Annotated in this window: 14 protein-coding genes; 9 read left to right on the top strand and 5 right to left on the bottom strand. The window is 66.1% G+C overall.

Features of this window, described 5'->3' with window-relative positions; all coding sequences use genetic code 11:
* Positions 1–47 precede the first annotated feature (47 nt).
* Both A5766_RS08485 and A5766_RS08480 read right to left on the bottom strand, forming a co-directional pair.
* A complete protein-coding gene (locus tag A5766_RS08485; RefSeq protein WP_005206638.1) occupies positions 48–398 on the bottom strand; it encodes a DUF2537 domain-containing protein in 351 nt (116 codons plus the stop codon).
* Positions 395–1,267 carry a TrmH family RNA methyltransferase gene (locus A5766_RS08480; protein WP_005206639.1) on the bottom strand — a complete coding sequence of 291 codons (873 nt, stop codon included), beginning with the start codon at positions 1,265–1,267 and terminating at the stop codon, positions 395–397. The genes A5766_RS08485 and A5766_RS08480 overlap by 4 nt, the downstream gene beginning before the upstream one ends.
* A 66-nt stretch (positions 1,268–1,333) precedes the next feature.
* Between A5766_RS08480 and A5766_RS08475 the strand changes: the two genes are divergently transcribed.
* Positions 1,334–2,575 carry a GNAT family N-acetyltransferase gene (locus A5766_RS08475; RefSeq protein WP_005206640.1) on the top strand — a complete coding sequence of 414 codons (1,242 nt, stop codon included), beginning with the start codon at positions 1,334–1,336 and terminating at the stop codon, positions 2,573–2,575.
* Between the two features lie 176 nt (positions 2,576–2,751).
* Here A5766_RS08475 and A5766_RS08470 read toward each other — a convergent pair whose 3' ends face one another.
* A complete protein-coding gene (locus A5766_RS08470; protein WP_005206641.1) occupies positions 2,752–3,195 on the bottom strand; it encodes a MarR family winged helix-turn-helix transcriptional regulator in 444 nt (147 codons plus the stop codon).
* Positions 3,196–3,293: 98 nt separating this feature from the next.
* Entirely contained in the window at positions 3,294–4,886 is a 1,593-nt protein-coding gene (locus A5766_RS08465) for an NCS2 family permease (RefSeq protein ID WP_064904248.1), read from the bottom strand.
* Positions 4,887–4,910: 24 nt separating this feature from the next.
* Here A5766_RS08465 and A5766_RS08460 point away from each other — a divergent pair, with 24 nt between their 5' ends.
* The 8 genes from A5766_RS08460 to A5766_RS08425 all read left to right on the top strand — a co-directional run bounded on the left by A5766_RS08460 (position 4,911) and on the right by A5766_RS08425 (position 12,873).
* Positions 4,911–5,159, top strand: a complete 249-nt coding sequence (locus A5766_RS08460) for a DUF2530 domain-containing protein (RefSeq protein ID WP_005206643.1) — start codon at positions 4,911–4,913, stop codon at positions 5,157–5,159.
* Positions 5,160–5,270: 111 nt separating this feature from the next.
* Positions 5,271–6,224: an esterase/lipase family protein gene (locus A5766_RS08455; protein ID WP_064904246.1), complete on the top strand. Its 954-nt coding sequence runs from the start codon at positions 5,271–5,273 to the stop codon at positions 6,222–6,224.
* A gap of 213 nt (positions 6,225–6,437) precedes the next feature.
* Entirely contained in the window at positions 6,438–7,244 is an 807-nt protein-coding gene (locus tag A5766_RS08450) for an enoyl-CoA hydratase-related protein (protein ID WP_064861400.1), read from the top strand.
* A gap of 33 nt (positions 7,245–7,277) precedes the next feature.
* Entirely contained in the window at positions 7,278–8,027 is a 750-nt protein-coding gene (locus A5766_RS08445) for an SDR family NAD(P)-dependent oxidoreductase (RefSeq protein ID WP_064904243.1), read from the top strand.
* A gap of 28 nt (positions 8,028–8,055) precedes the next feature.
* Positions 8,056–9,771, top strand: coding sequence for a class I adenylate-forming enzyme family protein (locus tag A5766_RS08440; protein ID WP_064904241.1), 1,716 nt, complete (start codon positions 8,056–8,058; stop codon positions 9,769–9,771).
* Positions 9,768–10,988 (top strand): acyl-CoA dehydrogenase family protein, encoded by a 1,221-nt coding sequence (locus A5766_RS08435; protein WP_005206648.1) that lies wholly within the window; start codon positions 9,768–9,770, stop codon positions 10,986–10,988. Before A5766_RS08440 ends, A5766_RS08435 begins: the two co-directional genes overlap by 4 nt.
* 13 nt (positions 10,989–11,001) lie before the next feature.
* Positions 11,002–12,147, top strand: a complete 1,146-nt coding sequence (locus A5766_RS08430; RefSeq protein ID WP_005206649.1) for an acyl-CoA dehydrogenase family protein — start codon at positions 11,002–11,004, stop codon at positions 12,145–12,147.
* A gap of 48 nt (positions 12,148–12,195) precedes the next feature.
* Positions 12,196–12,873: a TetR/AcrR family transcriptional regulator gene (locus A5766_RS08425; protein WP_005206650.1), complete on the top strand. Its 678-nt coding sequence runs from the start codon at positions 12,196–12,198 to the stop codon at positions 12,871–12,873.
* Between the two features lie 192 nt (positions 12,874–13,065).
* Here A5766_RS08425 and A5766_RS08420 read toward each other — a convergent pair whose 3' ends face one another.
* A complete protein-coding gene (locus A5766_RS08420; protein ID WP_005206651.1) occupies positions 13,066–13,659 on the bottom strand; it encodes a phosphatase PAP2 family protein in 594 nt (197 codons plus the stop codon).
* Between the last annotated feature and the right edge of the window lie 169 nt (positions 13,660–13,828).

The following is a 13,828-nucleotide window of genomic DNA, read 5'->3' as shown; positions in this document are numbered from 1 at the left end:
CGAGCACGACAGTCTGGCCGACCAGAAGTCCAGGTCAGAAGTCCAGCTCAGGGGTTCAGGAACGCCAGGGCGATCGACGACCCAACTCCGGCGAGAAAGCCGATCATCGAGCCCCACACGATCCACCGCCACACGGGTCGGTCGCGTAGTGGCCAGAGTGTCCAGCCGAGTCCTCCAGCGACGAGGATCGCCACGGCGACTCCGATCCAGCGAGCTGCCGCCGACCACGGCGTGATGTCGGCGACGAGCGTGTAGAGGCCGACGAGCAGCAGCGAACAGTAGATCGCACACGTCGTCGCGACGAACAGTCCGCTCGCCCATGGCGTCGGTTCGCCGCGGTCCATTCCCACCGATGACAGTGCCGACGCGGTCGGGTCGTCGAACTCGGCGAGGCTCACCGATCTATCGTCCCTGATCGGACACGCTCGTAAAAGGCGATCGCCGCTGCGGTCGCGACGTTGAGCGAATCCGTGCCCCGGCTCATCGGAATGCGTGCCGCGACGTGGGAGCCCCGGATGGCGGTCTCGCTGAGACCGGGGCCCTCGGCTCCGACGAGTACGGCCACCTTGTCGGCGGAGACCGCGTCGGCGAGCGGGACCGCGGACTCGCGCGGGGTGAGCGCCACCGTCGTGAAGCCGTGATCGGCGAGGAGGTCGAGCGCGCCGCGCCAGTCGTCGAAGCGAGCGTGCGGCACGAGAAGCGCGTGACCCATCGACACGCGCACGCAGCGTCGATACAGCGGATCGGCGCAGCCGGCACCGAACAGGACGGCGTCGACGCCGAGGCCCGCCGCGTTGCGGAAGATGCTGCCGATGTTCTCGTGGTCGTTGACGCCCTCGAGCACGGCGATGGTCCTGGCGTTCGCGAGCGCGTCGTCGACCTCCAATGCGGCTGGTCTGCGCGCCACGCCCAGCACTCCCCTGTTGAGATGGAATCCGACGATCTCGGCCATCACCTCGGCGCTCGCGCGATAGAACGGCACCCCGGACAGGCTCGGGTTCCGCAGGTCGTCGGACAGCTCGTTGAGTCGCTTGTCAACGCCCAGAAAGGCGTGCGGGGTGAACCGCGACGCGATCATGCGTTGAGCCACCAGCACGCCCTCGGCGATCACGAGCCCCTTGCCCGGTCGGCCGCCCGGCAGCGTCGGCAGGTCGGGGCGGCGGTCGACGGAGTTGAGGTCGCGGAAGTCGTCGACGCGCAGGTCGGTGGGGTCGTCGATGTCGATGACGTCGACCGCCAGAGGTGGGGCTGATACAGGCTCGGACACGCGGTCCAGTCTGCCGTAAGCAGTCCGAATTGTTTCTCACGCCCACCCATGTGACACGGTTGAGGAGTGAGATCACCGGACAATCGCAACAACACACTCGACCTCGGACGGGCCACCGACGCCGATTGGAACGAGATCATCACCACGGATGCTCGCGCGTTCGCCATGCGAAATCCCATTTCCGACGACGAGCGCACCGATCTCCGCGGGAAGGTCTCCGACGACGACGTCGTGCTGGTCCGAGACTCCTGGCACGACGACCGTCCACTCGTCGGGGTGTCGATGTTCTACCGGATGCAGATGACGGTCCCCGGTGGTGCACAGGTTCCCGCGGCCGGCCTGTCCTGGGTGTCGGTCGCGTCGACGCATCGTCGACGAGGAATTCTGCGTCGGATGATCACCGAGCTGTTCTCTCAGTGGGAGAGCGAGGGTTTCGCGTTCGCGATCCTCACCGCGTCGGAGGGGACCATCTACGAGCGGTTCGGGTTCGGCCCGGCATGCTTCGCCGAGAGCGTCGAGGTGACCCCCGGACAACCGACGCTGCGCGCCGAGGCGCCCGATCACCCCGAGGTCTACTTCGGCACCCCCGAGCAGGTCGCCGCGACGATCCCCGACATTCACGCACGGTGGGCGCGCACACGCCCGGGCGCGCTCGCGCGGACACCGCAGTGGTGGGCTCCGATCCTCGCCGACCGACCGTCGGAGCGTCCCCCGGCCGCCAGCGGCCTGCACTACCTGCTGCACCCCGACGGCTATGCGAGCTACCGCATCCACAAGAGCTCTGCCGGCCAGGTGCGCGGCGAGGTGGAGGAACTGTTCGCGATCACCGACGACGCACACACCGAGCTGTGGCGGGTGCTGCTCGGACTCGACCTGGTGCCGTCACTGACGGCGTCGATCCCGGTCGACGATCCGCTGCGTGCCAAGCTCACCGACCTGCGCTCGGCTCCGGTCACCGGACGCTCCGACAAGATGTGGGTGGCGATCCTCGACGTCGCCGCCGCGCTCGGCGCACGCACGTACTCCGCAGACCTCGACATCGTCCTCGAGGTCACCGACGGGTACCGGGAGCGCGCGGGAGTCTTCGACGTATCGGTGCGGAACGGTGGCGCGATCGTCGCGCCGTCGACGTCGAATCCGACTGTGCGCATGGACATTTCGGTGCTGTCGAGTTTGTTCCTCGGCGGGGTGCAGCCGTCGCTGTTCGCGAGCGCGGGACGCCTGTGGACAGACTCCGACGACACGCTGCACGCGCTGACCCAGGCGTTCGCCGCCGACCGCGCACCGTTCTCGGGGACGTTTTTCTGATCTCGACAGGCTCGATCAGCGGTGGGCAGCTCGATCAGCGGGGCGGGCGCTCGACCGGCGGGTGATCTCGACAAGCTCGATCAGCGGTGGGCAGCTCGATCAGCGTCGGGGGTTGGTTCGATCAGCGTCGAGGCGCTCGACCGGCGTCGGGGTTGGCTCGATCGGCGGGGCGCTGCTCAGGTGGGCTCGTCGGTTTCGCTGATCAGTTTGGCGAGGACCGGCAGGGCGCTGCGGAGGGTTGCGCGCTCGTCGTCGGTCAGTGCGTCGATCTGATCGGAGAGCCAGGCGCGTCGAGCGGCGTGCTCGGCGACGATGACCTCCTCGCCCGCGGGAGCCAGCGTCACGATGGCCTGACGCCCGTCGGTGGGGTGCGGCGCGCGCTCGATCATGCCGAGATCGGACAGCGATGCCAGCACGCGCGTCATCGACGGCGGCTTGACGCGCTCTGCGGCCGCCAGCGCGCCGGGCGTCATCGCGCCCTCGATGTGCAGCGTCGACAATGCCGACAACTGGGTCAAAGATACGAGTTGGTTCTGTCTACGAAGGCGAAGTCGCCGCGCCAAGCGCACAATCGCTAGCGCCAGGGCACCCGATAAACCGTCGTCGGTCGGTGTACTCACGGACCTTACATTAGTTTGCCGCACAGCATTTGCAGTACTGACCGGCCGTTTTCACAACTCGAACGGACGACATTGGGTCGAATTGCCCGGTTTTGTGGTCAACTGATCAGGTTGGAGATGGGTTCGCGCGCGAAGTAGAGAGCGAAGACGATCGCGATCGCCCACATCAACGGGTGCACCTTGCGCGCCTTGCCCGCCGCTGCGGCCATCACCACCCAACTGATGAATCCGACGCCGATGCCGTTGGCGATCGAGTAGGTGAACGGCATGGTGACGATCGTCAGGAACACCGGGAGGGCGTACTCGAACTTCGTGAAGTCGATGCGGGTCACCTGACCCATCATCAGCGCACCGACGATGACCAGTGCAGGCGCGACGGCCTCGGACGGGATGACCTCGTACAGCGGCGTCAGGAACATCGCCACGATGAACAGTCCACCGGTCACGATGTTGGCCAGGCCCGTTCGGGCACCTTCGGCGATGCCCGACGCCGACTCGACGAAGACCGTGTTCGACGACGACGACGCCACACCGCCCACGATCGCACCGGTGCCCTCGACGACCAGCGCCTTACCAACGCCGGGCAGATTGCCCTTGTCGTCGGCGAGTCCGGCCTCGCGGCCGAGGCCGGTCATCGTGCCCATCGCGTCGAAGAAGTTCGACAGCACCAGCGCGAAGACGAACACACACGCCGCAAGCACGCCGATTCGAGTGAAGGCACCGAAGAGGTCGACGTTGCCGACGAGACTCAGATCGGGCAGTCCACCTGCCGAGTCGGGGATCTTCGGCACCGACAGCGACCAGCCGCCCTGCTTCTGCGCGCCCGAGCCGAGATGCAGCGTCGACTCCAGGATGATCGAGATGATCGTCGTGATGATGATGCCGAGGAGCAGACCACCCGGCACCTTCATCACCATCAACGCGCCCATGAGCAGGACGCCGATCACGAAGACGAGCGTCGGCACCGTGGTGATCGAGTTACCGAAGCCGAGCTGGACCGGCGTGGTGGTGCCCGCGGCGTCGGGGATGCGGCGGACGAACCCGGCGTCGACGAATCCGATGAACGCCACGAAGCAGCCGATACCCGCTGCGATCGCTGCTTTCAGTTCTGCGGGAACAGCATTGAACACCGCGGTGCGGAATCCGGTGATCGCCAGGATGACGATGATGATGCCGTCGACCACGACCAGCCCCATCGCCTCGGGCCAGGTGACCTCGGGGACGATGGTCACCGCGAGCAGGCTGTTGATGCCCAGACCGGTGGCGATGGCGAAGGGATAGTTCGCAACGAGTCCGAAGATGATCGACATGACGCCCGCGACGAGCGCGGTGACGGCCGCGACCTGCGCGATGGGCAGCACGTTGCCGAGGACGTCGGCGTTCTTGGACTCGCCCGGTATGCCGCCGATGATGATCGGATTGAGCACCACGATGTAGGCCATCGTGAAGAAGGTCACCAGACCGCCGCGCACCTCGCGGTTCAGCGTCGAACCGCGTTCGCTGACCTTGAAGAAGCGGTCAACAGCCCCGAACCTCCGCGTCGGTTCCGTCGACTGGGCGTCCGGTTGCGCCGACTGGGTGCTCGGTTGCGCCGACTGGGCGTCCGGTTGCGCCGACTGGGCGCTCGGTTCAGCCGACTGTGCGTCGGCGTTCGATGGCTGTGTCGGATCACTCGAGGGATCGCTTGTCACAAGGGGGAAGTTACCCTGTCCTCCGTGGCCGATGAACCCGAGATCCCCCAATTGCCGCAATCGCTGCGGGCACCCGAGCCGGTGATCGTCGTCGGTATGGTCGCGTGGCTGGTGGCGACGATCGTCGTGTGGGCCACGGGTTGGGGCGGCGGTCGGACGCTGGCCGTGTGTCTCGTCGGCCTCGCCGTCGGCGTAGCGGGCACAGGCGTCTTCCTCCTCCAGCGCGCGGCATCTCGACGCGGCGACCGGACTGCGCAACGCGGGCTGGACTGAACGACAACCACCGACTGAGCGCCGACCTCCGAGCAAGCAGCGCGGCGTCGACGACACGCTTTTCGACGCAACCCACCCGCGCGCACCAAGCACTTGCTAGGTTAGGTGTTCATGCGGATTCGGGGTTTCTCACTACTCGTTGCGGTCGCTGCGGCACTCGGCTTGCTCGCCGGGACGACGACTGCGGGCACCGCGTCGGCGGCTCCTCTACCGGTGACGTTCAACTTCTTCTCGGGCATCGCGCCGGAGTTGGCAAATCATGGCGGATCGCTCCCGGGCTCCAACGACTTCTCCTGCCGCCCGACGTCAAAACATCCCTACCCCGTGGTGCTCGCACACGGAACGGGCGGATCGCAGCAAACCAATTGGGGCACATACGTTCCGCTGCTGAAGAACGAGGGCTACTGCGTCTTCGCGCTCACCTACGGGGCACTCGATGAGCTGCCGTGGCCAGGTCCTGCCGTCGGCGGAATGGGACTGATCGAAGACAGCGCAGCACAATTCGGGCGTTTCGTCGACAAGGTCCTCGCCGCGACGGGTGCATCCAAGGTCGACGTCGTCGGACATTCGCAGGGCACCGTCGTGCCCGCGTACTACGCGAAATACCTTGGCGGACGGGGCAAGATCGACAAGCACGTATCGATCGCCCCGGCGTGGCGGGGTTCGACGGTGGCCGGGGCCGACCTGATCCTGCCGACGGTTCGCAAGCTCGGCATCTCGGCGGCACAGACTCCGCTCTGCCAGGGATGCGCCGAACTCGACCCCAGCTCGGACGTGATGCGCAAGATCGCTACGGGCGGCTACTACTACCCCGAGATCAGCTACACCAACATCGCAACCCGCTACGACGAGGCCGTCGTCCCGTACACGCTCGGTCTGCCGCCGGGTGGCTCCAACGTGCGCAACATCGTCGTCCAGGACGGCTGCCCGGTGGACTTCACCGAACACGCGGGCATCGCGGGTTCGCGTCGCGCCGCGTACTTCGTCCTGAACGCACTCGACCCCGCACACCCCCGCCCGGTCCCGTGCGACCGTGCCGCGCCGCTGAGCGGGAGCGCGTACTAGACAGCGCCCGGTCGGCGTGACGCAGCGCCCAGTCGGCATCAGGAAGCGCCCAGTCGACGTAAGGAAACGCCCAGTCGACGGGCGTTGACCTGCGCGAACGACAATCTACTCAGCTGTGACCCTTGACACGTCGAATGGAGTGAATGTACGTTCATTCACTATGAAGTCCGAGTCACTCCGTCTCGGCAACCATCATCGCGAAGGAGCACAGACATGAGCTACGGCACCACCGACTACGAAGACATCGAGTACGTCGTGGAGGGCCCGACGGCGGTCATCACGATGAACCGCCCGCAGCGCTACAACGCATTTCGCGCCAAGACCGTCGAAGAGATGATCAACGCCTTCCGACGTGCCTGGGCCGACCGCAACGTGCAGGCCGTGATCCTGACCGGCGCGGGAGAGAAGGCCTTCTGCACCGGCGGCGACGTCAAGCAGCGAGCAGAGACCGGCGACTACGGGCCGTCGGAGTCGGGCATGTTCGAGATCGGCAACCTGCACAAGGTGATCCGTGACATCCCCAAGCCCGTCATCGCGGCGGTCAACGGACTGGCCATCGGCGGCGGACACGTGCTGCATGTGCTGTGCGACCTGACCATCGCCGCAGACACCGCACGCTTCGGCCAGTCGGGCCCCAAGGTCGGCTCATTCGACGCCGGATTCGGCTCGGCCTACCTGGCACGGGTCGTCGGCGAGAAGCGGGCGCGCGAGATCTGGTACCTGTGCCGCCAATACGACGCCGCCACGGCTGAGCGTTGGGGCCTGGTGAACTGGGTTGTCCCGGCGGCAGATTTGCTCGACGAGGCCAAGAAGATCGCTGCCGAGATCGCGGAGAAGTCGCCGACGACGCTGCGCTTCCTCAAGCAGAGCTTCAACGCGGACTCCGACCATCAGGCCGGACTCTCCAATCTCGCGATGAGCGCACTGGACCTCTTCACCCACTCCCCCGAGGGACTTGAGGGCGCAACGGCTTTCGCCGAGAAGCGCGCACCCGATTTCAACAAGTACGTCGGCGCCTGACCGCAGCAACCACAGACCACAGGAGCAAAACCCATGAGCAGCAACAGCATCGCCGTCGTCACCGGCGCAGGATCGGGTATCGGTAAGGCCATCACGCTCGCATTCGCCGAGCAGGGCACCACGGTCGTCGCGGCCGATCTCGACCTCGACGCCGCCAAGCGTACAGCTGAGCAGAACGCCGCCATCGTGCCGATGTCCGTCGACGTCGCCGACCGGGCCACTGTCGACGCGCTACGAGACGCCGTCAACACCGAGGTCGGTGTCGCCGACATCCTCGTCAACGCCGCGGGATGGGACCGCACCGACCAATTCCTCAATGCGAGCACCGAATTCGCGGAGAAGGTGGTCGCGATCAACTACCTCGGACCAGTCCACATGGCGAGCGCCTTTCTACCGGGAATGGTCGAGGCGTCGACAACCGAAGGCTGGCAGGGCGGTCGGGTGATCAACCTTGCCTCCGACGCCGGACGAGTCGGCAGCGCAGGCGAATCCATCTACGCGGGCGCCAAGGGCGGCGTGATCGCCTTGAGCAAGTCGCTGGCACGAGAAATGGCGCGTCACCAGATCACCGTGAACGCCGTGTGCCCCGGACCCACCGACACCCCGTTGTTCCAGGCTCAGCCCGACAAGCTCAAAGAGGCTCTCGTCAAAGCGATTCCGTTCCGACGACTCGCCCGTCCCGACGAGGTCGCAGCGCCCGTCCTGTTCTTCGCCTCCCCCGCGGCGTCGTTCATCACCGGCCAGGTGATCAGCGTCAGCGGCGGACTCACGATGGCCGGCTAGGCCAACCCCGAGGTCACTGGAGATCATCATGAGCACCACCGCCAGTCACGACGCCGCAACACCGTACGTATACGACGCAGCACAGTACCGCTCGTTCTTCGAGCACGAGTTCACGTATCTGAACGGCTTCCGCCGCAACGTCTCCCGATACGCGCACACCACAGCGATGATCGACCCGACGACCGACACCGAGTGGACGTACGCAGAGCTCGGCGCCGCAGTGGACTCGTTGGCCGCAGGCCTCGCCGCCCACGGTGTCGGCGACGGCGACGTCGTCGGATATCAATTGTTCAACGGACCCGAGTTCGCGCAGCTCTACCTCGCCACCCAGGCCGTAGGCGCCGTCGGGTCACCGATGAACTTCCGGTTGGCGGCAGGCGAGACGGCGGTCATCCTCGATGTGAGCAGGCCGTCGGTCTACATCTACGACACCGAGCTCACCGACATGGTGTCCACGGCAATCGAGCGCGCCGAGCATACGCCGGACGTCCTGATCGGCGTGGGCACAGGCACTCTCGTCGACGGCCCGCGATCGATCCGATTCACCGACCTGCCTGCCGACGCTCCGGCACCGCGGACAACCCGCGGCGTGTTCGACGAGACCACCCGGCTCTACACGTCCGGCACCACCGGCATGCCCAAAGCAGTGCCGATGAACAGCGCGATCGAGATCTTCTCGGCGCATGACGTGATCGTGCACTTCCCGCTCTCACCGGAGGATCGCATGCTGAACATGACTCCGTGGTTCCACCGCGGTGGACTCTATTGCGCCGGACCCAATCCCACGTTCTACCTCGGATCGTCGCTGGTACCGATGCGTGTGTTCGACGCGGCGACGACACTCGACTGGGTCGAGCGCTACGGACTGACATTCCTCATCGGTGCGCCGACCAACCTCGCGATGCTCGCTGCCGAGCAGCAACGTCGTCCGCGAGACCTGTCCAGCCTGAACGGCATCGTCACCATGGGTGCTCCCCTCGAACGCGACGCCGCACTGCTCTATCAGGAGGTGCTCACCCCCAGGATCTTCAACGGATACGGCAGCACCGAGGGGTTCTGGAACACCTTCCTGCGTCCCACGGACCTGCCCGATCACGCCGGAACCGCCGGACGCGCCTGCCTCGACGACGACGTGCGCGTCGTCCACGTCCGCGACGACGGGCAGCTGGCCGACCCGGACGACGTCGTCGCACGAGACGGCGACGAGGTCGGTGAAGTGATCATCCGCTCACCGAAATGTGCTGCGGCGTATTTCGATTCACCCCAGCAGGAGAAGGCGAAGTACAACGGTAGCTGGCTGCACATCGGCGATCTCGCCACCTGGGACGTCGACGAGTTCGTCACGATCGTCGGCCGCAAGGACGACATGCTCATCTCCGGCGGCGAGAATGTGCATCCGGTACAGGTCGAGGAGGCTCTGAACGGCCATCCCGCAGTGGCGGATTCGCTTGTCGTCGGGGTTCCCGACGACCGGTGGGGACAGCTCGTCGTCGCCTACATCGTGCCTGTCGAGGGCGCCCACCCGTCCCCGGAGGAACTCGACAGCTACTGCCGTGAGCACCCGATGCTCTCGCAGTTCAAACGTCCGCGCGCCTATCGCATCGTCGAGTCGCTCCCTGTTTCCGCGACCGGCAAGAAACTCCACTACCGGGCAACCACATCCGCAGCCGCCGAGATGTCGGCGGGCGAATTCGACGCCCCCGCACCACTGACAACATCGACCACCAACGGAGCCGACCGATGAGCACCACCGCCAGCACCAAGTTCTCCGCCCTCGACCCCCTCAACCTCGATCTCGGATACTCCGACGACGAACTGGCCGTTCGCGATTCGGTCCGCGGATTTCTCGCCGAGGCCGTGACCCCGTACATCGCCGACTGGTTCGAGGAGGGCGGAATCCCGATCGCGCGCGAGCTGTTCAAACAATTCGGTCAGCTCGGCGTTCTCGGCATGCATCTCGACGGATACGGTTGCGGCGGAGCGTCGTCGGTGCATTACGGCCTGGCCAGTCTCGAACTCGAGGCCTGCGATTCGGGCATCCGGTCGATGGTTTCGGTGCAGGGTTCACTCGCAATGTTCTCGATCTACAACAACGGCAGCGAAGCACAGAAGACGCAGTGGCTGCCGTCCATGGCCGAAGGCACCACCGTCGGCTGTTTCGGTCTCACTGAGCCCGACGCCGGATCAGACCCGGCGTCGATGAAGACGCGCGCCAGGCGCGACGGCGACGACTGGATTCTCGACGGCCGCAAGATGTGGATCACCAACGCCCCCATCGCCGACGTCGCCGTCGTCTGGGCGCAGACCGACCTCCCCGACGGTGGCGTGGGTGTGCGGGGCTTCATCGTGCCCACCGACACTCCCGGTGTTTCCACACCGGAGATCAAGCACAAGGCGTCGCTCCGGGCGTCGACCACCGGTGAGATCGTCATGGACAACGTGCGGTTGCCCGCGAATGCGCTGATGCCCGGAAACGACGACCTGCACAAGGGCAGGGGAATCAAGGGTCCGCTCTCGAGTCTCACCGAGGCCAGGTACGGAATCATCTGGGGATCGATCGGTGCGGCTCGCACCGCCTGGGCGGCAGCGCTCGAGTATGCCACGCAGCGAACACAATTCGGCAAGCCGATCGCCGGATTCCAACTGACACAGGCGAAGCTCGCCGACATGGCCGTCGAACTGCAGAAGGGCCAGTTACTGGCGTACCACCTCGGACGTCTGAAGGATTCGGTCGGGCTGCGTCCGGACCAGGTCAGCTTCGGCAAACTCAACAACACTCGTGAGGCCATCGAGATCTGTCGCACGGCGCGAACCATATTGGGCGGCAACGGTATCTCGCTGGAGTATCCGGTGATCCGTCACATGGTGAACCTCGAATCGGTGCTCACCTATGAGGGCACCCCAGAGATGCACCAACTTGTCCTCGGCCAGGCCTACACCGGCCAGAATGCCTTCCGCTGAACGGAGACTCCCCATGAGCGCACTCACCTACGACATCGAGCACAAGCAATTCCGCGACACCGCAGCACGATTCGTCGCCGAGCAGATCACTCCCTCGCACGAGAACTGGGAAACCGCGGGCCAATGGGACCGAAGCCTGTTCACCGAGGCGGGCAAGAACGGGCTGATCGGATTCGAGGTCGACGAGCAGTTCGACGGGCCAGGCGTCGACGACTTCCGGTACAACGCAATCCTGATCGACGAAATCGCACGCACCGGCGCGGCCGCCGAAGCGATCGCGTTCTCACTACAGAACGACGTCGTCCTCCCCTACCTCACCGAGCTGACCACCGACGAGCAGAAGGCGCGCTGGCTACCAGGCGTCGTCAGCGGGGAGACCGTGCTCGGCATCGCGATGACGGAGCCGGGGGCGGGCAGCGACCTTACCGGCATCACCACGTCGGCGGTGCGCGATGGCGATCACTACGTGGTCAACGGGTCGAAGACGTTCATCTCCAACGGCCGAAACGGCGACCTGTTCGTCGTCGCGACGAGGACGAGCCCGGACAAGCACAAGGGACTCACGCTGCTCGTCGTCGACGCTGCCACAACGGGTTTCGAGCGTGGCCGCAACCTCGACAAAATCGGGCTGCACGCACAGGACACCAGCGAGCTCTCCTTTCACGACATGCGGGTACCGGTGGCGAACCGTCTCGGCGAAGAGGGCGAGGGCTTCTACCAACTGGTGAGAAACCTTCCGCAGGAACGGCTCTCACTGTCCGTGGGCGCCATCGCGGCAGCCGAAGGTGTTTTCGCCCGCACCCTGGAGTACGTGAAGGAGCGCACCGCGTTCGGTTCGCCGATCGCGTCGTTCCAGAACACCCAGTTCGTCCTGGCCGAGCTCGCAACCGAACTCGACATCGCACGGACGTTCCTAGACGACTGCATCGCAGAACACGTCCGGGGAGAACTGAGCGCGGCACGGGCGGCGCGGCTGAAGTGGTGGGCAACCGAACTACAGGTCCGGACCGCGGACAGGTGCCTGCAACTGCACGGCGGCTACGGCTACATGCGGGAGTATCCGGTGGCACGAGCATTCGTCGACGCGCGTATCCAGACCATCTACGGCGGGACGTCGGAGATCATGAAGACCATCGTCGCCAAGGATCTGGGCATCTGAGCGGCTACAGTGATGAACGGTGATTCACCGTTCGATGGAGGAGGACTCGTGGCGAAATCCGCAACCGCACGCTCGACGTCGGATCTGGCCGTCGAAGATGCGGTGCGCGCGGTCCGGGTCTCGTCGCGTCGACGACAGTTGCTCGACGCCGCCGTGGCCGTCATGGAGCGCACCGGGTTTCACCAGATGTCGATGCAGGCGCTTGCCGACGAGGCGCAGGTCAGCGTCGGATTGTTCTACAAGTATTTCGGGTCGAAGGAGGACATCCTCCTCGCCGCCATCGTCGACATCCTGGAGAAGTTCCGCGATCAGTTGCAACCCGCGATGGACCTCGCGGGCGACGACCCCGTCGAACAACTCATCGCCGGTTTCCGGCAGTACGCGCGGATCGTCGACGAGAACCGCGATGCCGTCGTGCTGACGTATCGGGAGAGCCGGACGCTCGACGCCGAGGGTCGGGACCAGATCAAGCAGCTCGAGGTGGAGACGTCGGCGCCGATGCGCGAGGCGATCACTGCTGCCATCGAGAACGGGTCGATGAAGGCGGACGTCGACGCCGACCTCGCGGTGTTCGATCTGATGATGCTCGCGCACGGGTGGGCGCTGAAGCACTGGCACTTCGCGCCCGCGCTGACGATCGACGAGTACGCGACGGCGCAGCTGCGGTTCGCACTGCCGGCGCTGGTCGTCGGCGATCGGCTCGGCGGGTACCTGGCCGCGCTGTAGGGGTGGTCTCGACAAGCTCGACCAGCGGTGGTTGGGCTCGAGCGGCGGTTGGGTGGTCTCGACAAGCTCGACCAGCGGCGGGGGCTCTCGACCAGCGGTGGTTGGGCTCGAGCGGCGGTTGGTGGTCTCGACAAGCTCGACCAGCGATGGTTGGGCTCGACCGGCGGCGGTTGGGCTCGACCAGCGGCCCGGCTAGGCGGGGTCCGACGGCTCGGCCACGGGGCGGTCGGATCGGCCGCGCGAGGACAGCCAGAGCGAGAGCACCCAGGTGCACAGCCCGACCCACACGGCGCCGAACAGCCAGCCGGCGAGGACGTCGGTGGTCCAGTGGACGCCGAGGTAGATACGGGTCAGTCCGACCAGGATCGATATCACCGGCGCTAGCGCCATCGACCACGGATGCGCGCGCACCCACGGGATCACCCGATACGCCGCGACGGCGATGAGTCCGTACACAACCATCGTCATCATCGAGTGGCCCGAGGGGAACGAGTAGCTCTCGATGTGGAGGAGCCGGTCGTCGCGCGGAGGTCTTTCACGCCTGACGAGGTGTTTGAGGATCACCATCAACGACGCCCCGAGGAGCGAACCCACGCCGACGTAGACGGCCTCGGTCACGTGCTTGCGGGCGGCGAGCGCGATCACGACAAGTGTCGCGACGATCCAGAGGGTGATCGTGTTGCCGAACACAGTGACGACGTGCGCGAGACCGGTCAGTGGCGCGGTGCGGTGGTCGACGACCCACGTGGTGATGTGCTCGTCGACGTCGGTGATCTGCACGATCATTCTCGCCACACTACCGACGATGCCCGCCGATCAGCGGTGAATGTGTGTCGGGGGGGGGGGGGGGGGGGGGGGGGGGGGGGGGGGGGGGGGCGGGGGGGCGGGGGGGGGGGGGGGGGGGGGGGGCGCGCGGGGGGGGGGGGGGGGGGGGGGGGGGGGGGGGGGGGCGGGG

This window comes from Gordonia sp. 852002-51296_SCH5728562-b, from assembly GCF_001665475.1.
Taxonomy (GTDB): domain Bacteria; phylum Actinomycetota; class Actinomycetes; order Mycobacteriales; family Mycobacteriaceae; genus Gordonia; species Gordonia sputi.
This window is presented reverse-complemented; position numbering and strand designations above follow the sequence as displayed.

Bases quoted from the DNA above. Each gene is read 5' to 3' on its own strand.
- A5766_RS08455 (WP_064904246.1), top strand. From the start codon at position 5,271: ATGCGGATTCGGGGTTTCTCACTACTCGTTGCGGTCGCTGCGGCACTC.
- A5766_RS08450 (WP_064861400.1), top strand. From the start codon at position 6,438: ATGAGCTACGGCACCACCGACTACGAAGACATCGAGTACGTCGTGGAG.
- A5766_RS08445 (WP_064904243.1), top strand. From the start codon at position 7,278: ATGAGCAGCAACAGCATCGCCGTCGTCACCGGCGCAGGATCGGGTATC.
- A5766_RS08440 (WP_064904241.1), top strand. From the start codon at position 8,056: ATGAGCACCACCGCCAGTCACGACGCCGCAACACCGTACGTATACGAC.
- A5766_RS08435 (WP_005206648.1), top strand. From the start codon at position 9,768: ATGAGCACCACCGCCAGCACCAAGTTCTCCGCCCTCGACCCCCTCAAC.
- A5766_RS08430 (WP_005206649.1), top strand. From the start codon at position 11,002: ATGAGCGCACTCACCTACGACATCGAGCACAAGCAATTCCGCGACACC.
- A5766_RS08420 (WP_005206651.1), bottom strand. From the start codon at position 13,659: ATGATCGTGCAGATCACCGACGTCGACGAGCACATCACCACGTGGGTC.